General features: G+C 54.5%; 30 protein-coding genes. 16 read left to right on the top strand and 14 right to left on the bottom strand.

The features are described from left to right. Positions 1-44 precede the first annotated feature (44 nt). On the bottom strand, positions 45-395 hold the full coding sequence (locus tag PAGR_RS13770) for a DUF3147 family protein (RefSeq protein WP_013025326.1): 351 nt from the start codon (positions 393-395) through the stop codon (positions 45-47). Between the two features lie 144 nt (positions 396-539). Further along, positions 540-2,027: an MFS transporter gene (locus PAGR_RS13765; RefSeq protein WP_014606146.1), complete on the bottom strand. Its 1,488-nt coding sequence runs from the start codon at positions 2,025-2,027 to the stop codon at positions 540-542. A 114-nt stretch (positions 2,028-2,141) separates the two neighbouring features. Between PAGR_RS13765 and PAGR_RS13760 the strand changes: the two genes are divergently transcribed. Then, entirely contained in the window at positions 2,142-2,750 is a 609-nt protein-coding gene (locus tag PAGR_RS13760) for a TetR family transcriptional regulator (RefSeq protein ID WP_014593406.1), read from the top strand. 26 nt (positions 2,751-2,776) lie between these two features. On the opposite strand, the gene PAGR_RS13755 is transcribed toward PAGR_RS13760, so the two are convergent. Next, positions 2,777-3,700 (bottom strand): Kdo(2)-lipid IV(A) acyltransferase, encoded by a 924-nt coding sequence (locus PAGR_RS13755; RefSeq protein WP_013025329.1) that lies wholly within the window; start codon positions 3,698-3,700, stop codon positions 2,777-2,779. 260 nt (positions 3,701-3,960) lie between these two features. On the opposite strand from PAGR_RS13755, the gene trhO reads away from it, so the two are divergent. Further along, a complete protein-coding gene (gene trhO / locus PAGR_RS13750) occupies positions 3,961-5,010 on the top strand; it encodes an oxygen-dependent tRNA uridine(34) hydroxylase TrhO (RefSeq protein WP_014606145.1) in 1,050 nt (349 codons plus the stop codon). 38 nt (positions 5,011-5,048) lie between these two features. On the opposite strand, the gene PAGR_RS13745 is transcribed toward trhO, so the two are convergent. From PAGR_RS13745 to PAGR_RS13710, 8 genes are all read right to left on the bottom strand, one after another. Continuing rightward, positions 5,049-5,624, bottom strand: a complete 576-nt coding sequence (locus tag PAGR_RS13745) for a YceI family protein (protein WP_013025331.1) — start codon at positions 5,622-5,624, stop codon at positions 5,049-5,051. A 1-nt stretch (position 5,625) separates the two neighbouring features. After that, complete coding sequence (locus tag PAGR_RS13740) at positions 5,626-6,201, bottom strand: cytochrome b (RefSeq protein WP_014606144.1); 576 nt, start codon at positions 6,199-6,201, stop codon at positions 5,626-5,628. A 295-nt stretch (positions 6,202-6,496) separates the two neighbouring features. Further along, on the bottom strand, positions 6,497-7,612 hold the full coding sequence (solA, locus tag PAGR_RS13735) for an N-methyl-L-tryptophan oxidase (RefSeq protein WP_013025333.1): 1,116 nt from the start codon (positions 7,610-7,612) through the stop codon (positions 6,497-6,499). Positions 7,613-7,708: 96 nt separating this feature from the next. Beyond that, a complete protein-coding gene (gene bssS, locus PAGR_RS13730; RefSeq protein WP_013025334.1) occupies positions 7,709-7,963 on the bottom strand; it encodes a biofilm formation regulator BssS in 255 nt (84 codons plus the stop codon). 247 nt (positions 7,964-8,210) lie between these two features. Then, entirely contained in the window at positions 8,211-8,483 is a 273-nt protein-coding gene (locus PAGR_RS13725; RefSeq protein WP_014606143.1) for a hypothetical protein, read from the bottom strand. A gap of 145 nt (positions 8,484-8,628) precedes the next feature. Then, on the bottom strand, positions 8,629-8,874 hold the full coding sequence (dinI, locus tag PAGR_RS13720) for a DNA damage-inducible protein I (RefSeq protein WP_013025336.1): 246 nt from the start codon (positions 8,872-8,874) through the stop codon (positions 8,629-8,631). Between the two features lie 62 nt (positions 8,875-8,936). Continuing rightward, on the bottom strand, positions 8,937-9,980 hold the full coding sequence (gene pyrC, locus PAGR_RS13715) for a dihydroorotase (protein WP_014606142.1): 1,044 nt from the start codon (positions 9,978-9,980) through the stop codon (positions 8,937-8,939). A gap of 156 nt (positions 9,981-10,136) precedes the next feature. After that, positions 10,137-10,700, bottom strand: a complete 564-nt coding sequence (locus PAGR_RS13710; RefSeq protein WP_014593411.1) for a lipoprotein — start codon at positions 10,698-10,700, stop codon at positions 10,137-10,139. Between the two features lie 431 nt (positions 10,701-11,131). Here PAGR_RS13710 and rimJ point away from each other — a divergent pair, with 431 nt between their 5' ends. From rimJ to PAGR_RS13685, 5 genes are all read left to right on the top strand, one after another. Continuing rightward, positions 11,132-11,722, top strand: a complete 591-nt coding sequence (gene rimJ, locus PAGR_RS13705; RefSeq protein WP_014606141.1) for a ribosomal protein S5-alanine N-acetyltransferase — start codon at positions 11,132-11,134, stop codon at positions 11,720-11,722. Positions 11,723-11,737: 15 nt separating this feature from the next. Continuing rightward, positions 11,738-12,379: a DUF480 domain-containing protein gene (locus PAGR_RS13700; RefSeq protein WP_014606140.1), complete on the top strand. Its 642-nt coding sequence runs from the start codon at positions 11,738-11,740 to the stop codon at positions 12,377-12,379. Beyond that, complete coding sequence (locus PAGR_RS13695) at positions 12,380-13,300, top strand: Gfo/Idh/MocA family protein (RefSeq protein ID WP_014606139.1); 921 nt, start codon at positions 12,380-12,382, stop codon at positions 13,298-13,300. A 120-nt stretch (positions 13,301-13,420) separates the two neighbouring features. After that, positions 13,421-14,959, top strand: coding sequence for a murein biosynthesis integral membrane protein MurJ (murJ, locus tag PAGR_RS13690; RefSeq protein ID WP_014606138.1), 1,539 nt, complete (start codon positions 13,421-13,423; stop codon positions 14,957-14,959). Positions 14,960-15,315: 356 nt separating this feature from the next. After that, complete coding sequence (locus tag PAGR_RS13685) at positions 15,316-17,007, top strand: methyl-accepting chemotaxis protein (RefSeq protein WP_014606137.1); 1,692 nt, start codon at positions 15,316-15,318, stop codon at positions 17,005-17,007. 371 nt (positions 17,008-17,378) lie between these two features. On the opposite strand, the gene PAGR_RS13680 is transcribed toward PAGR_RS13685, so the two are convergent. From PAGR_RS13680 to flgA, 3 genes are all read right to left on the bottom strand, one after another. Continuing rightward, complete coding sequence (locus tag PAGR_RS13680) at positions 17,379-17,810, bottom strand: flagella synthesis protein FlgN (RefSeq protein WP_013025344.1); 432 nt, start codon at positions 17,808-17,810, stop codon at positions 17,379-17,381. A 5-nt stretch (positions 17,811-17,815) separates the two neighbouring features. Beyond that, positions 17,816-18,118: a flagellar biosynthesis anti-sigma factor FlgM gene (gene flgM / locus PAGR_RS13675; RefSeq protein ID WP_013025345.1), complete on the bottom strand. Its 303-nt coding sequence runs from the start codon at positions 18,116-18,118 to the stop codon at positions 17,816-17,818. Positions 18,119-18,221: 103 nt separating this feature from the next. Next, positions 18,222-18,881: a flagellar basal body P-ring formation chaperone FlgA gene (gene flgA, locus PAGR_RS13670; protein WP_014593417.1), complete on the bottom strand. Its 660-nt coding sequence runs from the start codon at positions 18,879-18,881 to the stop codon at positions 18,222-18,224. 153 nt (positions 18,882-19,034) lie between these two features. Here flgA and flgB point away from each other — a divergent pair, with 153 nt between their 5' ends. From flgB to flgJ, 9 genes are all read left to right on the top strand, one after another. Further along, positions 19,035-19,448 carry a flagellar basal body rod protein FlgB gene (flgB, locus tag PAGR_RS13665; RefSeq protein ID WP_014606136.1) on the top strand — a complete coding sequence of 138 codons (414 nt, stop codon included), beginning with the start codon at positions 19,035-19,037 and terminating at the stop codon, positions 19,446-19,448. A 2-nt stretch (positions 19,449-19,450) separates the two neighbouring features. After that, a complete protein-coding gene (gene flgC, locus PAGR_RS13660) occupies positions 19,451-19,855 on the top strand; it encodes a flagellar basal body rod protein FlgC (RefSeq protein ID WP_013025348.1) in 405 nt (134 codons plus the stop codon). Positions 19,856-19,867: 12 nt separating this feature from the next. Continuing rightward, positions 19,868-20,539 (top strand): flagellar hook assembly protein FlgD, encoded by a 672-nt coding sequence (flgD, locus tag PAGR_RS13655; RefSeq protein WP_014606135.1) that lies wholly within the window; start codon positions 19,868-19,870, stop codon positions 20,537-20,539. Between the two features lie 26 nt (positions 20,540-20,565). Then, on the top strand, positions 20,566-21,813 hold the full coding sequence (flgE, locus tag PAGR_RS13650) for a flagellar hook protein FlgE (protein ID WP_014606134.1): 1,248 nt from the start codon (positions 20,566-20,568) through the stop codon (positions 21,811-21,813). A gap of 20 nt (positions 21,814-21,833) precedes the next feature. After that, positions 21,834-22,592 (top strand): flagellar basal body rod protein FlgF, encoded by a 759-nt coding sequence (locus PAGR_RS13645; protein ID WP_014593419.1) that lies wholly within the window; start codon positions 21,834-21,836, stop codon positions 22,590-22,592. 17 nt (positions 22,593-22,609) lie between these two features. Further along, on the top strand, positions 22,610-23,392 hold the full coding sequence (gene flgG, locus PAGR_RS13640; protein ID WP_013025352.1) for a flagellar basal-body rod protein FlgG: 783 nt from the start codon (positions 22,610-22,612) through the stop codon (positions 23,390-23,392). Positions 23,393-23,457: 65 nt separating this feature from the next. Next, positions 23,458-24,162: a flagellar basal body L-ring protein FlgH gene (locus PAGR_RS13635; RefSeq protein ID WP_014593420.1), complete on the top strand. Its 705-nt coding sequence runs from the start codon at positions 23,458-23,460 to the stop codon at positions 24,160-24,162. 9 nt (positions 24,163-24,171) lie between these two features. Next, positions 24,172-25,281 (top strand): flagellar basal body P-ring protein FlgI, encoded by a 1,110-nt coding sequence (locus tag PAGR_RS13630; protein ID WP_014606133.1) that lies wholly within the window; start codon positions 24,172-24,174, stop codon positions 25,279-25,281. Beyond that, complete coding sequence (gene flgJ, locus PAGR_RS13625; protein ID WP_013025355.1) at positions 25,281-26,225, top strand: flagellar assembly peptidoglycan hydrolase FlgJ; 945 nt, start codon at positions 25,281-25,283, stop codon at positions 26,223-26,225. Before PAGR_RS13630 ends, flgJ begins: the two co-directional genes overlap by 1 nt. Positions 26,226-26,279 lie beyond the last annotated feature (54 nt).

Below are 26,279 nucleotides of genomic sequence, written 5' to 3'. Positions count from 1 at the left end.
CCGTTAGCTGCTATAGCTGAACACCTGCTGGCCATATCGGTAGGCTACAACAGGTCAATACCAAACCTTTTCAGAAAACCTGCCCACAGCATGAACAGGACGATCGTGATCAGGCAACTCAGCCCCAGCGTGAGCCAGAAGCCGGTACGTTGGTACAAAAACGGGAAGAGGATAAACATTGGCAGGGTCGGTACCACATACCAGAATGTATACCAGGCATGAGCGGCGATCTTTGTCTGGCTCTGTCCTTCAAGTTTCATCCAGATCAACACCAGGATGGTGACAAGCGGCAGGGCGGCCAGGAGCCCACCCAGGCGATCGCTGCGTTTAGCCGCTTCAGAAATAATCACCACCATCAGGGCAGTTATCGCATATTTAGAGATAAGCCAGAGCATAGATTTTTCCGTTGTTGAGCCGCTCAGCGGCGCTATCGCCAGCCTGATCACAGGGCTTCAGGCAGTAACGATCGCGAATATTATCACGATCGTTACTGCGGGATCGTTCTCCCGTTGCAGCGCCGGTTCGCGGCAACGCATCGGTTACTTCTGCGTGCTCTTTGCCAGGCTAAATCCAATACCCGCAGCCAGCAGGAGTAACAGCACAGCCGCGCTGACCAGCGCCACGCTGTGAGAGGTGATAAAGGCCGCTTTTGCCGCCTGAATCGTTGCCCCGGCGAGTGCAGGCTCCAGCGTCTGTGCCACTTTAATGGCCTCACCGATGGAGGATGAGGCTTTTTCTGCAAGCCCAGGGTCCAGTGCCGACGGCAGCACAATCGAAGCGGTAAAGCTACGGGTCAGCAGCAGACCAAAGAGGGCAATGCCCAGTCCGGCACCCAGCTCATAGGACATGGTTTCAATGGCGCCGGCTGCGGCGGCTTTTTCTTTTGGCGCGGCCGCCATAATGGCAGAGGTCGACGCCAGCAGGGCACTGGATGCGCTAAAGCCCAGCAGCACCATCAGGCTCCAGGCCTGCCACTGCTGGGTACTGAAGTCCAGCATCGACAGCCCCAGAAAGCTGATACCGCTGAATCCCATGCCGCCAACTGCGACCGGCCTCAGACCCAGCTTGCCGACCAGGATCCCTGCGATGGGGCCGCTGAAGCCGCTGGCAATCATGACCGGCAACATAAATTTTCCGGCTTCGAAGGGCGTGAAGCCATGAACAAACTGCAGCTCCTGCGCCATAAGCAGTTCAAAACCCACCAGCGCGATCATCGCGGTCAGGGCCATCACCACACCACTTAAAATTATGCGATGGCAAAACAGCTGCAAATCGATCATCGGCTGTTCCGCTCGCCGTTGAAGACGGATAAACAAGGCAAGCATCGCGGCGCCTGCGATCAGGGCTGCCGTGACCTGCGACGGCGATACATCACCCTTGAGCGCCGTTTTGGCGCTGTAGACCAACAGCAGTATGGCGACGATCAACAGCAGCGCATGGGGCAGATTCAGTTTTTGCTCCGGTCGCCCCGGCTGTCCCGGAATCAGCCAGACGGCGAGCGCAACTATCACCACGACAAGCGGGACGTTAATGAAAAAAATCGCCCCCCAGTCATAATGTTCCAGTACGGCACCGCCAATCAGCGGGCCAAACGCGGCGCCACCGGAACCGACGGCGGCCCAGACGCCCAGCGCAATATTGCGATCGCGCGCTTCAACAAACAGTGTCCGGATCCCGGCAAGCGTTGCCGGGATGATCATGGCCGCCCCGATGGCCAGTGACGCGCGGGTTGCTATCAGCCACGCAGCCGAAGGGGCCAGCGCCGCCGCCAGCGATGACAGGCCAAACAGCAGGCTACCCGTTATCAGCAGGCGTTTAAATCCGATACGATCGCCCAGTGCACCCATAGGTAACACCATACCGGCCATGACCAGTGAGTAGATATCAATGATCCACAGCAGCTGGTTGCCACTGGCGTTTAGCGTCATGCTCAGCGTCGGTACGGCAACATGCAGCACCGTGGCATCGATTGCGACCGGGATATACAGCATGACGATAATCACCAACGCGACCCACTGACGAAGCATTACGATCCCTTTGAAATAAAGTTGAACACATGTCCAAAACGGATCCTACTTAATGTTGAACGCTTGTCCAGCTTTTTGTTAGACTCGTTGCTTTACCGTTTCAGGTAGGTTGAGATGAACTATTTAAGTCGCGATGAGCGCCGGGAAGGCATACTGCAGGCCGCAATGACCGTAGCCCTTCAGGAAGGCTATGCGGCCATGACGGTAAGACGTATCGCCGCAGAGGCGCAGGTTGCCGTTGGTCAGGTGCACCATCACTTCTCGGGTATTGGCGAGCTTAAGTCCCAGGCGTTTATTCGCCTGAGCCGAAGAATACTGGACACCGAAACCGTAACGAAAAACGCCAGCTGGCGTGAGCGACTCTTCTCCATGCTGGGTAGCGATGATGGCCGGTTTGAGCCCTACATTCGGTTGTGGCGCGAAGCCCAGATCCTGGCAGGACGCGATGCAGAAATGCGCGGCGCCTATATCGTTGCAATGGAGATGTGGCAGCAGGAAACCGTCGCCGTCATCAAGGCGGGGGAGGAAGCCGGTGAGTTCAGGCTACTTGATAAAGCGGACAATATTGCCTGGCGGCTAATTAGTCTGGTCTGTGGGCTCGACGGGCTTTGCATACTCAACATGCCAGGGCTGGACATCGCCGCCTCGGATAATCATATTCATCGCCTGATTACGTTGGAACTGTTCAGTCCGTTATCGCCCGGCAGCCGCTGCTCGCAGTAAACGCGAACAGCGGCTGAGCAGCGGATCTAATAGCGTGAAGGCTCACCTTCTGGCCGGGTTTTGAAACGGCGGTGCAGCCACATGTACTGTTCAGGGGCGATGAGCACGCCTTCTTCAACCACCTTGTTCATGCGCAGAGCCGTGTCTTCGTCGCTGGTCAGGGGGAAATTCGCGCTGACGTCAGGCAGAATAATCAGTTCGTAGCCGCGTCCTTCGGGCAGGCGACGTGGAACAAAGGGGATGACGGCGGGTTTACCGGTGCGGATCAGCATATGCGTACCCACGGTTGTTGCCGCCTTTTCCACGCCAAAGAAGGGCACAAATACGCTGCTGCGCGGGCCATAATCATGGTCGGGCGCGTACCAGATGATATCGCCGCGCTTTAACGCCCGAATCATGCCTTTGAGATCTTTACGATCTAACATCCCTTTGTTTGAGCGCATACGACCGCGCGTCTGCAGCCAGTCGATTAATTTATTGTCGTTAGGCCGGTAGACGCCAATGCCGGGATTATGGATGCCAAACATGCGAGCACCGATCTCCAGCGTTAAGAAATGCATGCCAATTAACAGCACGCCGCGCTGGCTATCATGGGCCTGCTGAATATGTTCCAGACCAGAAGGTTTGTGCCATTTGTGGATGCGCCAGTCGGGCCAGAACCAGGCCATGCCGGTTTCAATCAGCCCCATCCCTACCGATTCAAAGTTATGCTTAATCATGGCTTCGCGATCGACTTCCGGCATCTCGGGAAAGCTGAGCTCCAGATTACGGCGCGCAATGGCCACGCGTCGCTTCATGAAGCGCATACCAAGGCGACCAATACGGCAACCAAGTGCATAGAGTAGTGGATAGGGCAGCAATACCAGGATATACAACAGAATTATGCCCAGCCAGGTTAACCAATAGCGGGGATGCAAAAGCGCGCGTGAAAATTGGGGCAATTGGGTCATCTTAAATATTATTATCCTGCGTCGTGCACCAGCGGTGCTGTTTTTCGTCAGTTGCGGTTATTGTGCCATTTTTTTCCCACTGCTGAAATGTTACAGCATTTCGCAGGTTGTTGTCGGGAGCAAAAAGAGAAGTATGAATACCCGGACCGGCGAAAATGTACAGGTTAAACTATCAATTTTTCTTATACGCTTCGCATTTTTTTCAATTCAGGTATCATGTGCGCGCTAAATTTCTTCTATTGATAACAGGAACGAACACCATGCCAGTGTTACACAACCTTGTTTCCAATAAAGAGCTGAAGGCGCGCATGCTGGCGGAAACCGAGCCGCGCACCACAGTCTCTTTTTACAAGTATTTCACTATTGCCGATCCAAAAGCGTTTCGCGACGAACTCTATCTCGGGTTAACCGCATTGAAGGTGTTTGGGCGTATTTACGTTGCGCACGAAGGCATCAACGCACAACTGAGCGTGCCCGCCAGCCAGTACGAGGCGATGAAGGCCTATTTGTACGGTTTTGATCCGGCGTTAAATCATCTGCGTATGAATATCGCGCTCGACGACGATGGCAAATCGTTTTGGGTATTGCGTCTGAAAGTACGTGACCGCATTGTCGCGGACGGCATCGACGATGAAACTTTTGATGCCAGCAACGTCGGCAACTATCTGAAAGCGGCGGAAGTGAACGCTATGCTTGACGATCCCGATGCGGTATTCGTGGATATGCGAAATCATTACGAGTATGAAGTCGGGCGCTTTGATAATGCGCTTGAGGTGCCTGCCGATACCTTCCGTGACCAGTTGCCGATGGCGGTGGACATGCTGAAGGATAAGAAGGATAAAAAAATCGTCATGTACTGCACCGGGGGGATTCGCTGCGAAAAAGCCAGCGCCTGGATGCGCCATAACGGGTTCGAAGATGTTTATCACGTCGAAGGCGGCATTATTGAGTATGCGCGCCGCGCACGGGAACAAAATCTTCCGGTGCGTTTCAAAGGCAAGAACTTTGTCTTTGATGAACGCATGGGCGAGCGTATTTCGGATGATGTGTTATCCCACTGCCACCAGTGCGGGACGCAGTGTGACACCCACGTAAACTGCGTTAATGACGGCTGTCACCTGCTGTTTATCCAGTGTGAACGTTGTGCCGAAAAGTACGAGCACTGCTGTAGCCCGCTCTGTCAGGAGGAAGCCCGCCTGTCACCCGAAGAGCAACGCGCTCGCCGGGCAGGACGTGAGAATGGCAATAAAATTTTCAACAAGTCGCGTGGCTTGCTGAATATGACCATTCCTGCGCCAACCCGCAAATAGCCGGAGCCGCCTGAAGCCTGGCTTCAGGCGGCTTAAGATTACTGACGTACGCCTTCTACTGAGATGATTAACTCAACGTTCTGAGAGGCTGGCCCAAGATCCTGAGTAATATTAAAGTCTTTCAGCGCAATCTCGCCTTCCGCTTCAAAACCGGCACGATAGCCGCCCCACGGATCCTTACCTTCACCCATCATTTTGGCTTCCAGCGTCACAGGTTTGGTCACGCCATTCAGCGTTAAATCTCCTGTAACGGCCAGTTTATCGCCGTCTTTCTTCACCGAGGTTGATTTAAAGGTCGCAGTGGGATGTTTAGCCACATTCAGGAATTCAGGACCGCGAATATGCTTGTCACGCTCGGCATGATTGGTGTCCACGCTGTTGGTGTTGATGGTCACATCCACTTTATCGGCTGAAGGATTACTGGCATCGAAGCTGAACGAACCGTCGAAATCTTTAAAGGTGCCGTACAGCCAGCTGTAGCCTAAGTGCTTGATACGAAACTGTACAAAGGCGTGCTGGCCCTCTTTATCAATTTTGTAATCAGCGGCACTGGCGGTCAGTGAACCCAGCAGCAGGCCGGCACCTGTGATGGCCAGAAGCGTTTTTTTGAACATATTATTTTTCCTTTTCAGAGGGGGAACGGATGCCCAGACCCAGCATCCTTTTCAGGGTGATATCGCGATCGATAAAGTGGTGCTTTAGTGCGGCCAGACCATGTAACACCGACAGGATCACGATGCACCAGGCCAGCCATAAATGAATATTCCCCGCTAAATCTGCCTGTTCGCCCGCGCCGGTCAGTACAGCAGGCAGAGAGAACCAGCCAAACACCGAAACCGGTTTGCCGTCGGCGGTAGAGATTAAATAGCCACTGAAGAGGATGGCGATCAGCAGGCCATAGAGTAATCCGTGCGCCACGACAGCCGTGATGCGCACAAGAGGGGAATAACTGCTCAGGGGTTTAGGCGGCGGCGAAACCACGCGCCATATCAGGCGAATAATCAGGGCCAGCATCAGAATGACCCCGATGCTCTTATGAATCTCTGGCGCATTGTGATACCAGGTATCGTAATAGCTCAGCCCAACCATCCATAATCCCAGGGCGAACATGGCATAGATAACCAATGCCATTGACCAGTGTAGGAAAATGGAGAGCCATCCATAACGACCGGGTGAATTTCTTAGCAACATTTTTGCAGCGGTATCTTAAGAATATGTAGAAATAAGAATCTACAGAATGAAACACAAAAGCAATAATGCTTACTTTTCTATAAATATCTCCTGTACTAATGAAATCGGCTCGCGTAGCGGTGCGCGTAAGCACAATATTATTGAACAAGGCTTTTTTACGCGGGCGCTGAGACGTTGAAAAGTGGATAAACGGGCCTGTTTGCGTGGATATAACAGCAGGAAGGGAGTCAGATAAAACCGGAGTGTAAATATATGTCAGTGCGGCGCCGCGTAAAACCGGGCCGCCGCACCCTATTTACTGAAAGCGTGACAGCCTGAACGGTGTGAGATCAAAACTGAAAGGCTGATTCTGCGCAAACTGACTGGCAAGCTCGCCTAAAACGCTGGCAAATTTGAAACCGTGTCCGCTTAAGCCCGTTATCACCAGACGGTCAGGATCGCCCGGCACGGTATCGATAATAAAGTCTTCATCGGGGCTGACATCATAACTGCAGGCTTCCCCGTGCAAACACACGCCAACGCCGGGTAAAAACTGGCGCAAAAAGCGGAATGTTTCGCTGCCATCGGCGGCCAGGCTACCGAAGGGTTTGCGATCTTCGGGTTGGGTCATCAACTGGCCCCCATCATGGCGGCCTAACTTCAGGGCGTTGTTATCGGCAGGGAAACCATAATACTGGCTGCCATCGGCCATTTCACAGGTGAATCCGGGAAAGGCATTGTTTTCACTGTAACGACCATCAGCCTGATACCAGGCAAAGACCTTACGCGTTGGTGCCACCGGCAAATCCGGCACCAGTTTGCTGACCCATGTCCCGGCGCTCACCAGCATTTTTCGCCCACGGTAAATGCCGTCAATCGTGGTGACCTGCTGTAAATCGCCTTCACGACTGATTTGCGTGACGGGGCAGTTAAACAGCTGCGCACAGCCCTGTTTTTCCGCCAGCTGAATCCAGCTCCGCACCGCCTGTTCACTTTTTAAAAAACCGGACTGTGGCTCAAATACGCCCAGGTACTCATCGGGGACGTTAAACTGCGGCCAGCGTTTTCTGACCTCCGCGGCCTGTAATATCTCGACGGGAAGCTGCCAGGCTTTTGCGCTGTTGATGACGTTTTGAATAAACACGGAGTGAGCAGGGGCGATATTCAGGACGCCGCACCGGTGCATAATGCGCTCGCCAGCCTGCTGCTCAAGCGCATCCCATAACGTCTGCGCACGCAATACCAGCGGCACATAGCGCTCGCCTTCTCCGTAAGCATGACGAATCAGGCGGCTTTCGCCGTGGTGGGCGCCCTGAGTATGAGGCGGATGGGCGCTGTCAATCATCAGTACGGAGAGGCCGGCCTGCGTGGCGTAATAGCCTGCTGCTGCGCCGACTGAGCCGCTCCCGACCACAATAAGATCGTAAATCATGAAAATGGAACTCCTGAAAGGGTTACATAATCAACAGCATACCAGAAAGCCCAATAAAAAAGGCACCCTGAAGGGTGCCTTGCTGATGCAGCAGTATTAATGCTTCTTTAGTAGTCGTTCTACTTGCTCGGCAGATTCTATCTTGGCGATACCGGCTTCAAGAATGGAGATGAACTGCTTTGCTACATCAGTCGTCAGCCAGTAAGTCGGGCCAACGTCTGCGTCTTCTTCTGTTTGATCTTGCGACGAAAGGGAGTGCAGGCGGATCATCATCGCATCATAGCTGTCAACAGTACTGATATCCCAGCCCACCAGTGGATGGGTCTGAATTACATCTTTGCGACTGTCCATTATAACCTCCTTATTACTCGTTAAACGAAGTGCATGATGAGGTTCAATGCGGCTTTTTTATTTCCACTGCGAAACAATTATAACAGCAATATAGCGATTTACTGATTAAAACGTATCACGGAACGCCTGAAAGCAGAATGTTTGTCTCTAAAACGGTAAAGCTGAGAAGATATAATACCAGAATGACAGGTAGCTAATCGTCCTATTTAAACAGTAAAAGTTGTTCATCACTGGCGTTAACCGCACGTCAGATTAGGGCGGTCTCCGCGCCGGTTGTCCCACTGCGCTTCTGTAACGTTTCGGCCAGGCGCGCAAACTGCTGCTGCAGTTGCTCATCATGGTTTTGATTCTGGGCTTCAAGAGAAAGATTATGCACCAGTAACTGACTGGCCCGGTCATCAAGACAGAAAATCAGGCTGGAGAACGCATTTTCCAGCACCGTTAAACGACGCTGCTGTTCACCAATCAGCGTTAACAACTCGCCAAAGGTCATCGCTTCTTCGGGTTTATCTGTAGTCATGGGATGCAACTCCTTTTATGCATGATCAGCGCCAGCATAGGACATTGATCATTCAGAGTCCAGATGGGGAGAGGGGTTAGGCAGACTTTAAATGAAGATAAAAAAACCGGGTGGCGAAACCCGGCAAAAAACAGCACAGTGGCGGTTAATCGGTAATGAACCAGTCGTCAGCGCTTTCCCACGTTTGTTGCAGGATTTCGCTGATTTGTTCACGCGTCTCTTTATCTCCGCCCATCACGCTGAGCTGGTTAGCCGTGGCGTAACGCACTTTGACGTGATTGGTGAATTGCGGGAATTGTTCATCGATACGGCGCGACAGTTCCTGGCTCAGGGCTTCTATCGCACCAGCGGGTAGAGGTTGGGTCTTGGCAACGGTAATTTCAACACGCATAAAAGCCTCCGTATAAGATGCTGTATATAAATACAGTATAAATATGCCGGAGGCAAGTGAAATTATTTTACACGCCAGTTCAGCGTTTCACCGGCCAGGAAAGGCACCAGCTGATGTGAGCCCATTTCAATTGTTTCTGCGACTGTCCAGGGCTCACGCACCAGCGTGATGGTGCCTTCGTTCAGCGGCAGACCATAGAAGCGGGGACCGTTCTCTGAACAGAACGCTTCAAAATGCGCCAGCGCACCGATCTCCTCAAACACCGTGGCATAAGCGGGCAGGGAGGTAGGCGCATTGAATACGCCAGCACAGCCGCAGCTGCTCTCTTTCAGATGGCTCAGGTGAGGCGCGGTGTCGGTACCCAGGAAGAAACGTGGATGACCGCTGGCCACCACCTTGCGCAACGCCTGCTGATGCGTATTGCGCTTCAGAATGGGCAGACAGTAAAGGTGCGGACGAATTCCGCCCACCAGCATATGATTGCGGTTAAACATCAGGTGCTGGGGGGTAAGGGTAGCGGCCAGGTTTTCATTGGCGCTTTCCACATAGTCTGCGGCCTCTTTGGTCGTAATATGCTCCATCACGACTTTCAGCGCAGGGAATTGCTTACGCAGCGGTTCCATCACCGTTTCAATAAAGCGGGCTTCACGGTCAAAGATATCAATATGTGAATCAGTCACCTCGCCATGCACTAACAGCGGCATGCCCAGCGTTTGCATCCGCTCCAGCACCGACGCGATTGACGCAATGTTGGTCACGCCGTGGCTGGAGTTGGTTGTCGCATGGGCAGGATAGAGCTTGGCCGCAGTGAACAAGCCGGAGTGGTAACCGCGCGCCAGTTCTTCGGCGTCTAACGAGTCGGTCAGGTAGCAGGTCATCAGCGGGGTAAAGTCATGACCGTCAGGCAACGCGGCCAGAATGCGATCGCGATAGGCTTCGCCCGCCGCGACGCTGACCACCGGCGGAACCAGGTTGGGCATCACGATAGCCCGACCGTTCACCGCGCTGGTGTAAGGCAGCACCGTTTTAAGCATCTCGTCATCACGAAGATGGATATGCCAGTCATCTGGGCGGCGGATAGTAAGTTGCTGAGGTTGTGCGGTCATTAATACGGCTCCGGCATGAAGGATAAACGAATGGCGTGTTTAGGCCGGGTTATAAGCATAAGGACTCAGGCAACCGTTTGCACCTGTTTTTGCATCTGATAAGCAATCCGCGCCGAAAGGCGCGGATCAGGCAGGCGATAAATTTGTCGGAACGCGCTAATCGGTGAACGGGATCACCAGCTCGCCTGGCTTCACTTCCAACCCTTTAGCAAATTTCTTCGCCAGCGATTCAGCTTTACTGCGATCGGCACTCAGCACATAGGCAGGCTGCTGGTCAAAATAGCTTTTCAGCGATTGATTCAGGTAGGGCGTCAGCGTTTTCATGATGGACGCCATCTTGTCTGGCTGAACCTGTGCATCCACAATTTCCATATCGCGCAGATAAATCGCACCCTGCTGTTTGTCGAACACCGGTTGCGCACGCATCTTCAACTGCATATCGGCCTGTTGTGGACCAAACAGCGAAGACACGTTGATTTTCGCATTACCCGATAACGTTACTTTACCCGGCTCTTCGCGACCAATCTGACTGGTCAGGTTATTCAGGACAATATGGGCATTCACCAGCCCTGAGACGCCAACGTCTTTTTCGAAATTATTGTGTTTTTGCAGCGCCTGATTGACCTCCTGCTCGCTGATGGTGTACTGGGTTAACTGATTACAGCCGCTCAGCAATACCGCGAAAAACAGGGCAATCAGCCCGTGAAAAGCCTTCTTCATAATTCCCTCGTTTAAATGAAAAAGTAGATCAGGGCATAGCCTGCCCTAATGCGTGCAGTCTGTCATCAGGAATGGGCTGAGTTAGGGTAACCGAACGTGCCTTTCGCTGCAGGCTGGCCGCCCTTCGCCGGCGATCACCGGGTCAGCCAGGCCCCGTCCAGCAGGTCAGACATCGTGATCAGTGACGGCTAACCCGCCCATGCCAGCAAGGGCAACTGTTCACGTGCAGGACAGGAACGCGACGCGTCTTTTGTGTCGCGCAGACTGCAGTGAAACAGTTAAGAGCGGTTTCACTGTCAGCGCACAGGAGCATAAACGGTCAGCCCGTCTGTGATTGCGCGCGTAACGTTTTACCGCAGACCTGGCGACGGTTATAGTGAACGTTATCAAAGACTGGCATTTCCTTCCCGCCATGGATTTCAGGAGAGATGATGTTTGGCTATCGTTCTGCCGCGCTGAGGGTGAGACTCACGACCGAGCGGCTGGTGGTAAGACTGGTTCACGAACGCGATGCGTGGCGGTTAGCGGATTACTATGCGGAAAATCGCGATTTTCTCAGGCCGTGGGAACCGGTTCGCGATGACAGCCATTGTTATCCCTCTGGCTGGCAGGCGCGGCTCGGCCTGATTGCGGATATGCATAAACAGGGATCGGCTTTCTACTTTGTGTTGATGGACAGCAACGAAACCGAGGTACGCGGCGTGGCTAACTTCAGCAATGTCCTGCGCGGGGCCTTTCATGCCTGTTACCTTGGGTATTCCCTCGGCGAAAAATGGCAGGGGCAGGGCATGATGTTTGAAGCGCTGCAGTCGGCGATTCGTTATATGCAGCGGCAACAGTATATTCATCGCATCATGGCTAACTATATGCCGCACAACCAGCGTAGTGGCGATCTGCTGGCGCGCCTCGGGTTTGAAAAAGAGGGATATGCTAAAAATTATTTAATGATTAATGGCGAGTGGCAGGATCATGTCCTGACGGCGTTGACCTGCAAAGAATGGACGCCCAACCGTCGTGGATAACCCGAGGAGGGGTAAATGAAGATAGCCTTGTCGGTGCAGGCTCTGCGCGTGTTAGGTTGCCTGCTGGAAAAACAGGTGACCACGCCGGAACAGTACCCGCTTTCGTTGAACGCGGTGGTTAACGCCTGCAATCAGAAGTCAAACCGCGAGCCGGTGATGGAACTGAGCGAAAGCGATGTCCAGAATGAGCTCGACCAGCTGGTTAAAAAACACCTGGTGACGGCGAACAGTGGCTTCGGCCAGCGGGTCGTTAAATATGAGCAGCGCTTCTGCAATTCGGCATTTGGACATCTGCAGCTCAGCCGTGCAGAAGTAGCCGTTCTGACGCTTCTGTTCCTGCGCGGCGCGCAGACGCCGGGTGAACTGCGCACGCGAAGCGGACGCCTGCACGAGTTTGCCGACGTGGCTGAAGTCGAACAGATCCTGGAAGGGCTGGCGTCACGCGATGACGGCCCGATGGTTGTACGGCTGGCCCGTGAGCCCGGCAAGCGTGAAAGCCGCTTTATGCACTTGTTGGCCGGCGAGGTAGCGCCCGCACCGACGCAGGTTGACGCAGTCACACATGATGTCGCCCTACTGGAACGCGTCGTCGCGCTGGAGCAGCAGGTGGCAGACTTACAGGCGCAGCTGGCGCTGCTACAGGAAAGAGAACACTAAATGACGATTCGTATTGGTGTGGTCGGCTTAGGCGGCATCGCGCAAAAGGCCTGGCTGCCCGTATTATCGCAGGCGCGTGCATGGCAGTTAGTGGGGGCATTTTCGCCGAACCAGGCGAACGCGCAGGTCGTGTGCGAACGTTACCGGATCCCCTGTTTCAGCACGCTGAATGCCCTGGCGGCCGCCTGTGATGCCGTGTTTGTTCATACCAGTACGGCCAGTCATTACGAGGTCGTGCATGCACTGCTGCAGGCGGGAAAAGACGTCTGTGTCGATAAGCCGCTGGCAGAAAACCTGAGTCAGGCCGAGGCGCTTGTTACGCTGGCCGAAAAGAAACAGCGCCGACTGATGGTGGCCTTTAATCGCCGTTTTGCGCCCGCCTATCAGCAGCTCAAAGACGAGATGGCATCGGTTGCTTCGCTGCGTGTTGAGAAACACCGCAGCGACAGCGTGGGTCCACAGGATCTGCGCTTCACGTTACTGGATGATTATCTCCATGTTGTCGACACCGCCTTGTGGCTGGCCGGGGGACGTTCGCTTCCGCGTCAGGGGCACATCTTGACCAATGAGCAGGGACAGATGCTGTATGCGGAGCACCATTTCAATGCCGGACAGTTGCAGGTCACGACCAGCATGCATCGTCGGGCAGGAAGCCAGCGCGAACGCGTCAGCGCCATAGGCGATGGCCAATGCATTGATATTCATGACATGCGCGACGGGCAAGTGGAGCGAGGGGCGGGGGTGGTGATCACGCCTTCTCCCTCCTGGCAGAGCCATCTGGCCCAGCGCGGATTTGTCGGGGCCGCAGAGCATTTTATCCAGTGTGTCGAAAATCAGACAAAGCCGGAGACCAGTGGCGAGCAGGCCCTGCTGGCACAACGCGTGGTCGAATCAATGTGGCGCGATGCCGAACGGGAATAACGCCTTGTAACACTCAGCACTGGTCATTTCGCGCGATGGCAGTAGACTATCGGCCGAGATGTGACATAACCCGTGCTAAGTCACGCATTTGCCGATTTTTTTCAGGATGCCCCGTCAATTATGAATTTGTTGAAATCGCTGGCAGCGGTCAGTTCCATGACGCTGTTTTCCCGCGTGCTGGGCTTCGCCCGTGATGCCATTGTGGCGCGCGTATTCGGGGCCGGTATGGCTACCGATGCCTTCTTTGTTGCCTTTAAACTGCCGAATCTGCTGCGACGCATTTTTGCGGAAGGCGCATTCTCGCAGGCTTTTGTGCCTATTTTAGCCGAGTACAAGAGCAAGCAGGGAGAAGAGGCGACGCGGTTGTTTGTTGCCTACGTATCGGGGCTGCTGACGCTGGCATTGGCTGTTGTGACGGTTGCGGGAATGGTTGCCGCGCCCTGGGTCATTCTGGTCACTGCGCCGGGATTCGCGGATACGGCGGATAAATTCGCCCTGACCAGCGCGCTGCTGCGCGTCACCTTTCCCTATATTCTGTTGATCTCCCTTGCCTCCCTGGCCGGAGCAATACTTAACACCTGGAACCGCTTTTCCGTACCGGCTTTTGCGCCCACGCTGCTGAACGTCAGCATGATTGGTTTTGCCCTGTTTGCGGCGCCGCATTTCCATCCGCCAGTGATGGCGCTGGCGTGGGCCGTCGTCGTGGGTGGACTGCTGCAGTTAGGCTATCAGTTACCGCACCTCAAGAAACTCGGCATGCTGGTACTGCCGCGTCTTAACCTACGTGATGCAGGTGTGTGGCGCGTCATGCGTCAGATGGGGCCCGCCATCCTGGGCGTCTCCGTCAGTCAAATCTCGCTGATTATCAACACCATTTTTGCCTCTTTCCTGGTATCGGGCTCTGTCTCCTGGATGTACTATGCCGATCGTCTGATGGAGTTTCCTTCCGGCGTGTTGGGCGTGGCGCTGGGCACCATCTTGTTACCGTCGCTGGCGAAAAGTTTCTCCAGCGGCAATCACGATGAGTATTCACGCTTAATGGACTGGGGCCTGCGTTTGTGCTTTTTGCTGGCGTTACCCAGCGCGGTAGCCTTGGGAATGTTATCCGGTCCCCTGACTGTCGCGCTGTTCCAGTATGGCAAATTCACCGCGTTCGATGCCGCCATGACCCAGCGCGCGCTTGTTGCCTATTCGGTCGGGCTGATGGGGCTGATTGTCGTGAAAGTCCTGGCACCGGGATTTTATTCGCGCCAGGACATTAAAACCCCGGTCAAAATTGCCATTATCACGCTGATCGTGACTCAGCTCATGAACCTGGCCTTTATCGGCCCCCTTAAGCATGCTGGCCTCGCGCTCTCGATTGGTCTGGGGGCCTGCCTCAATGCTGCACTGCTTTACTGCCAGTTGCGCAAAAAGAAGATCTTCCAGCCGCAGCCGGGCTGGCTGGGTTTTCTGCTGCGCTTACTGGTGGCCGTCGCGATAATGGCAGCCGCGCTGTTTGGCATGCTGTACTGGATGCCCGTCTGGGAACAAGGGAATATGCTCTGGCGCCTGCTGCGACTCGCATTAGTCTGTGCGGTAGGCGGGGGAGCCTACTTCCTGGCTCTGGGGCTGATGGGTTTTCGCCTGCGGGATTACGCACGGCGCACAACCGTCTGAATATAAACCTGCGCTGAACCTCATTCGGCGCGTCACCTGTAAGCAAGGCCGCAACGGCGCACGTTGCGGCCTTTTTGTTGTTTAACCCAAGGCGACAGTGAACGTCATAAGCTGCCGCGTGAATATCGCGCTCAGCCTGATATTCACGTTGAACGTCTTTGTGACAGTAAGATGTTTTTTCCTAAAAAATTGTTAAAAAAACAGGTCTGTTGACGTGATATTTAGCTTTATTAAAAACATCACGTGAGAATGATGACATGTTGTAAGGAATTGATTCTGAGGTCAATTTCATCGTAAAAACTGCCCTTTTCCTGCCGATGACTATAAACAGTTCATCACATAAGGAGAGGACGAAAATGCACATCACAGCCAATGACAACGTCAAGCTGAGTCTCTGGCATAACCTTAAGCTTGTTCCTTTATTCAGCCTGGTATTTGGCTGCATCTTACTGTTATTCGTCTCTGGCATAGGCCTTTCGGCCTGGTTTCTTGCTCAGGGCAAACACTCGCTGGATGATTCGACTGACGAGATTGCGGTTCGCCAGGGGCTGCTCGACAGTTCGACACATATGCGTTCGGCGCGGCTGCAAATTATTCAGGCGGGTGCCGCCGCGCGCATTGCGGACACGGATAACTATAAAGCGCATTTACTTGCAACAGATGTCAGCCTGAAGAAGGCAGAGAAAGGGCTTAACATTTATCTGCATCGCGCCGTCAAATCGCCCGAAGGCGCGGATATTGATACACAGCTTCAGGCACGTTTCAGCGATTATCTTCGTAAAGGTTTGCTGCCGATGATTGACGCGGCGAAACAGGGAAGCTTTGAAGAAATCATCGCCGATGAAACGGAAGCCGACAGACTCGATAAAGCTTATAAAGATGTGTTGATGAAAGCGATTGATATGCGCAATCAGCGGTCGCAGGCGATAAAACAGGATGCGGTGGATCAGGTGAATACGGGCTATATCACGATGCTGGCGGCTTTTGTGGCATCGGTGACGATCGTACTCCTGGCTTTTGTTCTTTTGAAAAAGGTCATTATCACCCCGTTACGGCAATCCCTCTCGCGTATCGACCTGATTGCACATGGTGACTTGACGCTACCGCCTGACGTTTGTGGCCGAAACGAGCCAGGCCTGCTGCTCTCGCGTCTTCAACTGATGCAGTCCTCGCTGTCGAGTACGGTTGGAACCGTGCGCGATGGTGCCATTGCCATTCTTCAGAGCGCGGGAGAAATTTCTTCCGGGAATACCGATCTCTCGTCAAGAACAGAACAACAGGCGGCGTCACTGGAACAGACAGCGGCAAGCATGGAGCAACTGACCGCCACGGTGAAACAGAACGCTGACAATGCTCACCATGCCTGTCAGCTGGCCTCTGACGCTTCTGACAAAGCCCATACGGGCGGGAACATCGTTAATCGCGTGGTGAAAACCATGGACGATATCTCCGGCAGTTCGAAAAAGATTGCCGAGATCACCAGCGTCATCAACAGCATTGCCTTCCAGACCAACATTCTTGCGCTAAATGCGGCGGTGGAAGCCGCGCGGGCAGGAGAACAGGGCCGCGGATTCGCCGTGGTTGCCAGCGAAGTGCGCAGTCTGGCGCAGCGAAGCGCGCAGGCGGCCAAAGAGATCGAAGGGCTCATTTCTGCTTCGGTCGGGCTTATCAACGGCGGCACCACGCTTGTCAGCAATGCGGGTAGCACCATGATGGAAACGGTAGAAGCTTTCCGTCGGGTAAATGACATCATTTCGGAGATCGCGGCGGCCTCCGATGAGCAGAGCCGGGGCATTCAGCAGGTCAGCCTGGCCGTTACCGAGATGGATGATGTGACACAGCAGAACGCGTCGTTGGTTGAGCAGGCCTCGGCTGCAGCCGCCTCGCTTGAAGAGCAGGCTGACAAACTGACCCAGGCCGTTTCGGTTTTCAAACTTGAAAGCCCGCCTTTGAAACATGCGAACGCCACTCTCCCTGCGACCCTGAAAGCGGCTGTGGCGCCAATCATTCCGCCTGAACGTGGACATGAAAACTGGGAGGCATTTTAAGCCGGGAAAGGATTAAGGCGCGCGTTTTACCTGTCTGGTGAACGCGCGTCTGTCGGCACTCTGCACAACGTCGTACAGCACTAACTGAGACGTTCAACCGTAGGCCTTTGGGCGAACAGGCTGAATCGCCTGCCTTGCGGAGAATATCGCGGGATGCGCCTGGCGTACCCGTGAGTGCATTGCGTCATTCCGTCAGGCGCGAAGCAGAGAGAAGAAGGGTTAAGCTGGGCGCAGAGGAGGGGAGATTCCGGCGATCGGATACAAAAAAAGCCATCTTCTCGGCGAGATGACGGCTTTTTTACGCCTGCCAGGGTCACGCCTGCATCAGATTCGCTGAGGCAGCCCGCGATACCGGGAGGGAGGAAAACAGGTCAGACTTTACGACTTAACGTTGCCTGGCCCTGTCCTTTACCATCCGGACCATAAAACGCCTGCGTCTGATGCGGCTTCAAAATGTCTAACGCGTCATGGGTAAAGGTAATTTGATGCTGCAACAGAATACCATTGTGCGTATTTGCGTTATGCAACCGACGCGTATGCTGCTGAATACCTTCCCAGCGGCGCGCCATGTCACTTTGACCACGATAAGGTGCAGATGTACCCAGACTTTTCTCGTTGCTGCGACGCATCTCGTCTAAATAATTCAACGTACTCAGCAGCGCGCTCTTGTCTTCCGTAATACGCTGCAGGTTGTTGCTGTTGATCATTCCAGACGACAGCTGCTGTTGCTCTTCATCCAGAACGATGGCCAGAGACACCAGCACTTCCTGCATCTTATCTAACGTGGTCAGCAAATTACTCATGGGGATTATTTACCCTCTAAATACGCCTTAGTGTCGGCAATCAGCGCATCAGCGATTTTGCCGGTATCCATCTTCAACTCGCCATTGCGAATGGCGGTTTTTAATTGTTCTACGCGCTGGACGTTAATGTCCTGGCTGCCGGGCTGCATCAGCTGTGCTTGTGCGCTGCTCAGGCTGACCTGAGCGGCCGCAGGCGTTGTAGCAGTCGTGGTGCTGCTCTGACGCACGCGGGTAGTTTGTTGCTCGCTGCTGTCACGTGTTTGCACAGTGCTGGCGGGCTTTGTCGGTTGTGTTCTGTCGATGCTCATATTCGGGCTCCTGTAAAGTCAGGGGAGTCTGCCACCTGAATCATAATAGCGTAATCGCTTAGCTGATTCTTCTATCGGCAGATAAACAGGCTTCTTTAATGTTTTATAGTGTTATAAGAATTTTCCCATCATCGCTCACCCGGCCACTCACAACCTGGCCATTTCCCATACGCACCCGAACCCACTGTGAAATCGTACCGTTGTTTAACGCTTTGCCTTCGCCGCTGGCGTCAAATCCGTCTCCGCTGGCCACCACCATCACGTCCTGACCCGCTTTGACCCGCCACGGTTGGCGCAGCATGGACTGACTCACGGGTTGTCCCGGCTGGATGTCGCGCAGGACCACCGAATCCGCTACGGACTCATCGGTGAACAGTGTGCGCGGGGGCAGGTTATCAAGACGTCCGTTTTCAATACGGAAATCCTCTTTGGTGACGGTGCTGCCACGGGCAATTAATTTTGTTGCGACCAGATAGTCACCGGTTACCTGAACCTGGACCTGAATATAACGACGGTTCTCACCACAGTTAGCCGCCACGCTCATGTTGCCCCAGGCCCGGCTGTTGCCCGGCAGGGTAAACTGCGGGGCCTCACATTCTGGCCACTGGGCCTGCGGCGTACGAATCACCACATTCATTCCGGCCGCGTGCTGGGGATCGCGTGCCTTAAAAAACTGGCTCAGTTGGGCGCTGAAATCGCCTGCCATTACGGGTAGGGCAATCAGGGCCAGCAGGCTTGCTAACAGGGCTGAATATCCACGCATGTGCTTTTCCTCACTGATGATGCCAACGAGTGTACGCGCATAAAAAAAAACTCAAGAGCAAAAATAGCGACGATTTGAGGCGTTATTCAGACGATGACTCTTGCTTTTTCCCGATTAAGCTGCCAGCTCGAAATTCTCATTTGCGGAGGAAGCATGCTCGACAAACTCGATGCGGCGCTACATTTCGGTACCGAAGCCCTTAACCTGCGAGCTCAACGTCAGGAGATTCTGGCATCAAACATTGCCAACGCCGACACCCCGGGCTATCAGGCCAGGGATATCGACTTTGCCAGCGAGCTGAATCGGGCAATGGCGAATGGACGTGCTGAAGGCAGTAGCCTGGCGCTTAAAGTCACGTCGGCGCGCCACATTGAAGCGCAGACGAATTCGGCACCGTCAATAGACTTGCTGTATCGCATTCCGGATCAGCCATCAGCCGACGGTAACACCGTGGATATGGACCGTGAACGTACGCAGTTCGCGGATAACAGCCTGAAATATCAAACCGACCTCACGCTTATCAGTAGCCAGATCAAGGGCATGATGAGCGTGTTACAAGGGCAATAATTATGGCCTTGCTTAATATTTTTGACATTGCCGGTTCAGCGATGACCGCGCAATCACAGCGATTAAACGTCAGCGCCAGTAACCTGGCAAACGCCGACAGCGTAACCGGTCCGGACGGACAGCCTTACGTGGCAAAACAGGTCGTTTTTCAGACCGATGCCGCCGCTGGCGCCGCAACGGGTGGAGTGAAAGTGGCGCAGGTGGTGGACGATCCGACCCCGGCAAAACTGGTGTATGACCCAGGTAATCCCATGGCCGATGCCAAAGGGTACGTGAAGATGCCTAACGTGGACGTGGTAGCCGAAACGGTTAACACCATGTCGGCGTCACGCAGCTACCAGGCTAACGTCGAGGTGCTGAATACCGTGAAGTCGATGATGATGAAAACGCTGACGATGGGTCAGTAACGGAGAAAAATAATGGCTATTTCGGTAGGCGTTAACGAGAAGCTGGACCCCACGGTACTGAGTTCATCCAGCACCGGAACGGGGAACAGCTCTCAGGACCTGCAAAACCAGTTCCTGACCATGCTGGTCACGCAGCTGCAAAACCAGGATCCGACCAATCCGATGGATAACAGCCAGCTGACAACGCAGCTGGCACAGATCAACACCCTGAGCGGCATTGAAAAACTCAATACCACGCTGGGATCCATTTCCGGCCAGATCAGCACCAGCCAGTCTCTGCAGAGCTCCACGCTGATTGGGCATGGCGTGATGGTGAATGGCTCTCAGATTCTGGTCCGCAAAGGCACCACGACGCCATTCGGCGTTGAGCTGACCAACGCGGCCACTACCGCCACGGCGACGATTAGCGACGCGCAAGGCAACGTGGTGAGCACTCAGGATCTGGGCGCACTGAGCGCCGGCGTCCATACGTTCTCGTGGGACGGCAAATTACCGGATGGCAGCGTGGCGCCAGACGGGAAATACAAGGTTGCGATTGCTGCCAGTAACAGCAGCGGTCAACAGGTGGCTCAGCCACTCAATTATGCCTACGTCAATGGCGTAAGCACGGCGGGTAATACCGCAAAACTGGATCTCGGCACCATGGGCTCCGCCACCCTTGACGACGTACGTCAGATTCTCTGATTCACCTGTAGACAGGAGAGGTTTAAATGTCATTTTCACAAGCGGTCAGCGGTCTCGGCGCTGCCTCAAGTAACCTGGACGTTATCGGTAACAACATCGCTAACTCCGCCACAGCGGGCTTCAAATCCAGTACCATCGCGTTTGCCGATATGTTTGCCGGCTCTAACGTGGGTTTGGGTACAAAAGTTGCGGCCGTTATCCAGAACTTCAACGATGGCTCTACCACCACCACCAGCCGTGGGCTGGATGTTGCGCTGAGCGGCAACGGTTTTTTCCGTCTGACCAACTCGGCGGGTGCGGTTTCCTATTCCCGTAACGGCCAGTTCACGCTGGACCAGAACCGTAACCTGGTGAATACCCAGGGTCTGAATGTGACCGGCTATCCGGCGTCAGGCGTGCCACCCACAATCCAGACCGGTGCGAGCCCGGTTGCGATTAAAATCCCTACCACGCAAATGCCGGCGAATGCCACCACCACGGCGAATCAGGTTGCGAAGCTGAACTCCACGTCTGCAGCACTGGATGACACCAAGTTCTCGGCGACTGACCCAACGACGTACAGCGCCAAAAACACCATCACCATGTACGACACTCAGGGTAACTCGCACTCGCTTGACCTGTACTTCGTTAAAACCGCAGACAACACCTGGAAAATTCACGGCATTGACTCCACTGCGGGCTCAAACGTGGGTAATTACCAGATGAGCTACAATGCCAACGGTCAGCTGACGGGCGTTTCTTCACTGGATGCGACCGGCAATGTCGTCGCGGGCTCAACCACGGCCAGCACCGCTACCGTGACCATTCCTGGTGTGAATGGCGCAAACGGTACCACCGTCGCCTTGAACTTTGTGGGCAGCCTGCAGCAAAACACCGGTGCCACCACGTTTGGTAACGCCACACAAAACGGCTACGCGCCTGGCGACCTGACCAGCTACGCCATCAACAATGACGGTACCATCACCGGCAGTTACTCCAACCAACGCACTCAGCTGCTGGGACAGATCGTACTGGCCAGCTTCTCTAACCCGGAAGGTCTGAAATCTCAGGGCGACAACGTCTGGGCAGAAACGAATGCGTCTGGACAGGCCGCTGTTGGCCTGGCGAACACCGGAACATTTGGTTCACTGACCGCAGGTGCGCTGGAGTCTTCGAACGTCGATATGAGTAAAGAGCTGGTCAACATGATCGTCGCGCAACGCAACTATCAGGCGAACGCGCAGACCATCAAAACGCAGGACCAGATCCTTAACACCCTGGTCAACTTACGTTAATTCGCTAACGGGATTGCTCTATGGATCACGCGATATATACCGCGATGGGCGCGGCCAGTCAGACACTGGATCAGCAGGCGGTTACCGCCAGCAACCTCGCCAACGCCTCAACGCCCGGTTTCCGGGCGCAGTTGAACGCGTTGCGTGCTGTACCGGTTAACGGCTGGTCACTGCCTACGCGTACGCTGGTAACGGCATCCACGCCGGGTGCCGATATGAGTCAGGGTGCAATGGATTACACCGAACGTCCGCTGGACGTGGCGATGCAGCAGGATGGCTGGCTTGCAGTGCGTACTGCAGACGGCAGCGAAGCCTATACCCGCAACGGCAACATGCAAATCCGTTCGGACGGCACGCTGACGGTGCAGGGCAATCCCGTCATGGGCGAGGGCGGCCCGATTGTGATCCCACAAGGTTCAGAGATCACGATTGCGGCTGACGGTTCGATTACCGGACTGAACGCTGGCGACTCACCCAATGCCACCGTGCAACTGGGTCGTCTGAAGCTGGTTCAGGCAACAGGTAAAGAGTTACAGCGCGGTGATGATGGCATGTTCCGTCCGACCGCCGCAACGCAGGCGACTCGCGGTGCCGCACTGCAGGCCGATCCGAACATGCAGGTGATGCCCGGCGTTCTGGAAGGCAGTAACGTCAAACCGGTTGAGACCATGGTCGATATGATCGCCAATGCCCGACGTTTTGAGATGCAGATGAAAGTCATTTCAAACGTCAACGAAAACGAACAGAAAGCCAATCAGTTGCTGAGCATCGGCAGCTAAGGCACGAGGATAAATACATGATTCGTTCTTTATGGATCGCGAAAACCGGTCTTGATGCCCAGCAGATGAACATGGACGTTATCGCCAACAACCTGGCAAACGTCAGTACCAATGGCTTTAAACGTTCACGTGCGGTATTTGAAGACCTGATGTACCAGACGATGCGTCAGCCGGGTACCCAGTCATCTGAGCAAACCACGCTGCCGTCAGGTTTGCAAATTGGTACCGGTGTACGTCCGGTGACGACCGAACGTCTGCATACCCAGGGCAACCTGTCGCAGACCAATAACTCAAAAGATATCGCCATTAACGGACAGGGTTTTTTCCAAATCCAGATGCCAGATGGTACGTCTGCTTACACCCGTGATGGTTCGTTTCAGGTCGATCAGAATGGTCAGTTAGTGACCAACTCCGGTTTCCCGGTTCAGCCTGGCATCACGATTCCCGCTAACGCCACCAGCATTACCGTGTCGCGCGATGGTGTGGTGAGCGTTACCCAGCAGGGGCAGACACAGGCCGCCCAGGTTGGTCAGTTAACGCTGAGCACCTTTATGAACAATGCCGGTCTCGATAGCGTGGGTGAAAACCTCTACAAAGAAACCCAGGCATCCGGTGCCCCGACTGACAGTACGCCGGGCCAGAACGGTGCAGGTTTGCTGTATCAGGGCTATGCCGAAACCTCCAACGTTAACGTTGCGGAAGAGCTGGTCACCATGATCCAGACGCAGCGCGCGTATGAAATTAACAGCAAAGCGATCAGCACCTCCGATCAAATGCTGGCGAAGTTAACTCAGCTGTAATACGAACAGGGCCGGCGCAGGCTGGCCTGAAGAACAGTCATTTATAAGGTCGTGACTCCGTGGCGATGCAACATATTCTCAAGCCTGGACATTGGTTAGTAGCAAGCTTGCTACTCACTCTTAACGGTTGTGCACTGGTACCGCGCACGCCGTTGGTGCAAGGGGCGACCACGGCTCAGCCGTTGCCATCTGCACCACCGGTGGTGAACGGTTCAATTTTTCAGGGCGTCGCGCCGCTTAACTACGGTTATCAGCCGCTGTTTGAGGATCGTCGTCCACGTAATATCGGCGATACGCTGACCATCACCTTGCAGGAAAACGTCAGCGCCAGCAAAAGTTCAACCTCGAATGCCAGCCGTAACGGCAGCGGCAGTCTGGGCATCACGGCCGTTCCTACCGGTTTAGCCGGTTTAGCCGGCGCATCGGGCGAGAAAGCCAACTTTGCGGCGGGTGGCAAAAATGATTTCGCTGGTAAAGGCGGGGCTTCTGCCAATAACACCTTTACCGGCACCATCACCGTCACGGTGGATCAGGTTCTGTCGAATGGCAACCTGCACGTGGTCGGGGAAAAACAGATTGAGATCAACCAGGGCACCGAGTTTATTCGCTTCTCGGGCGTGGTTAACCCACGCACCATCAGCGCCAGCAACGCGGTGTTATCAACGGCCGTCGCCGATGCACGTATTGAGTACGTCGGAAATGGTTATATCAATGAAGCGCAGAATATGGGCTGGTTGCAGCGCTTCTTCCTGAATATCTCGCCGTTCTAAGAGGTTGCAATGAAAAAGTTAGCATTATGGCGTGTCGGTCTGGGGTTACTGTTAGGCGTAAGCCTGATGGCCCGTGCCGATCTGATTCGCGATTTAACCACTGTTCAGGGCGTGCGTGATAACCAACTGCTGGGCTACGGACTGGTGGTTGGCCTTGACGGTACCGGTGACCAGACCACCCAGACGCCTTTTACCACGCAGACCGTGAGTAACATGCTGTCTCAGCTGGGCATTACCGTCCCGCCTGGCACCAACATGCAGCTCAAAAACGTGGCGGCGGTTATGGTGACGGCAAAACTGCCTTCGTTTGCCCGCCAGGGACAGACGCTGGACGTGGTTGTCTCGTCCATGGGTAATGCGAAAAGTCTGCGCGGCGGTACGCTGTTAATGACGCCGATGAAAGGTGTCGATAACCAGGTCTATGCGCTGGCTCAGGGCAACATCCTGGTCGGCGGCGCGGGTGCCGCAGCAGGCGGCAGCAGCGTGCAGGTCAACCAGCTTAACGGGGGACGTATTACCGATGGTGCCACGGTTGAACGTGAGCTGCAGAGCAACTTTGGCTCGCAGAACACCATCAACCTGCAGCTCAACACCGAAGATTTCTCTATGGCGCAGCGTATTGCGGATGCCATTAACGCCCGTGGCGGATACGGTTCTGCTCAGCCGCTGGATGCGCGCACTGTGCAGGTCCGCGTATCGCCGAATAACGGTGCACAGGTTCGCTTACTGGCTGAGATACAGAATATCGATGTGTCTGTCCCTGTAGAAGATGCCAAGGTGATCATCAACTCACGTACCGGCTCTGTCGTCATGAACCGTGAAGTGAAACTGAATACCTGTGCCGTCGCGCAGGGCAACCTGTCAGTCACGGTCAATCAGCAGCAAAACGTGAGCCAGCCTGATACGCCACTGGCGGGTGGACAAACCGTGGCCACCACCAATACGCAGATCGATCTGCGTCAGAGCGGCGGCGCTCTCCAACGGGTTAACTCCAGCGCCAACCTGAACAGTGTCGTGCGCGCGCTCAATGCCCTGGGGGCATCGCCTATCGAACTGATGTCTATTTTGCAGTCAATGCAAAGCGCGGGTTGCCTGCGCGCTAAACTGGAAATTATCTGATGAACGATGCGCAATCGCTGATGAATGCGGCTTTCGACAGCCGCTCACTGAATGACCTTAAACGCCAGGTGACTGTTGATCCGAAAGGAAAAGCGCTACAGGTGGCACAGCAGGTCGAAGGGATGTTTGTTCAGATGATGCTGAAGAGTATGCGCGAGGCGCTACCGCAGGACGGCATACTCAGCAATGAACAGACCAAACTTTTCACGTCAATGTACGATCAGCAGATTGCGCAGGATATTGGTAAACGTGGCCTGGGCCTGGCGGATATTATCGTTAAACAGATGGAACCCGCCAAAGCACCGGACGAAACCGCCGGAACCGTTCCGATGAAGCTGGATAACAGCTTTATCATGAGCAGCATAGGGGCAACGCCGCTGGAGCAGATGGTGCGTAAAGCGATGCCGCGCCTGCCCGCGCCATCTCCGACCGGTCTGCCCAGCGACAGCCGCGATTTTATTGCGCAACTGACGCAGCCTGCTCAGGCTGCCAGCCAGCAAAGCGGTATTCCTCACCACCTGATTCTGGCGCAGGCCGCGCTGGAGTCCGGCTGGGGGCAGCGTCAAATCCTGACCCGTGACGGCAAGCCGAGCTACAACGTCTTCGGCATTAAAGCCAGCGGCAACTGGAAGGGCGAAACAACCGATATCATGACCACCGAATACGAGCATGGCGAAGCGAAAAAAGTGCGCGCGACATTCCGGGTCTATGGCTCCTATTTCGAAGCGTTAAACGACTACGTCAAACTGATTTCGAATAATCCGCGTTATGCGGCCGTGGCCAATGCGCAAAGTGCCGAGCAGGGCGCGCAGGCATTACAGGCCGCGGGTTATGCGACCGATCCGAAATACGCACAAAAACTGGTAGGAATGATCCAGCAATTCAAGAGCATGGGCGAAAAAGTCGTTAAAGCCTATAGCCAGGATTTAAGTACGCTGTTCTGATTATTCCGCCTCAAGTTTCACTTAAGCATGCCGATAATAACAGCAAGAGCCAGG

This window comes from Pantoea ananatis PA13, assembly GCF_000233595.1.
Taxonomy (GTDB): domain Bacteria; phylum Pseudomonadota; class Gammaproteobacteria; order Enterobacterales; family Enterobacteriaceae; genus Pantoea; species Pantoea ananatis.
Note: the sequence above shows the minus strand (reverse complement) of the source record. Positions and strands in the feature narration are given on the sequence as shown.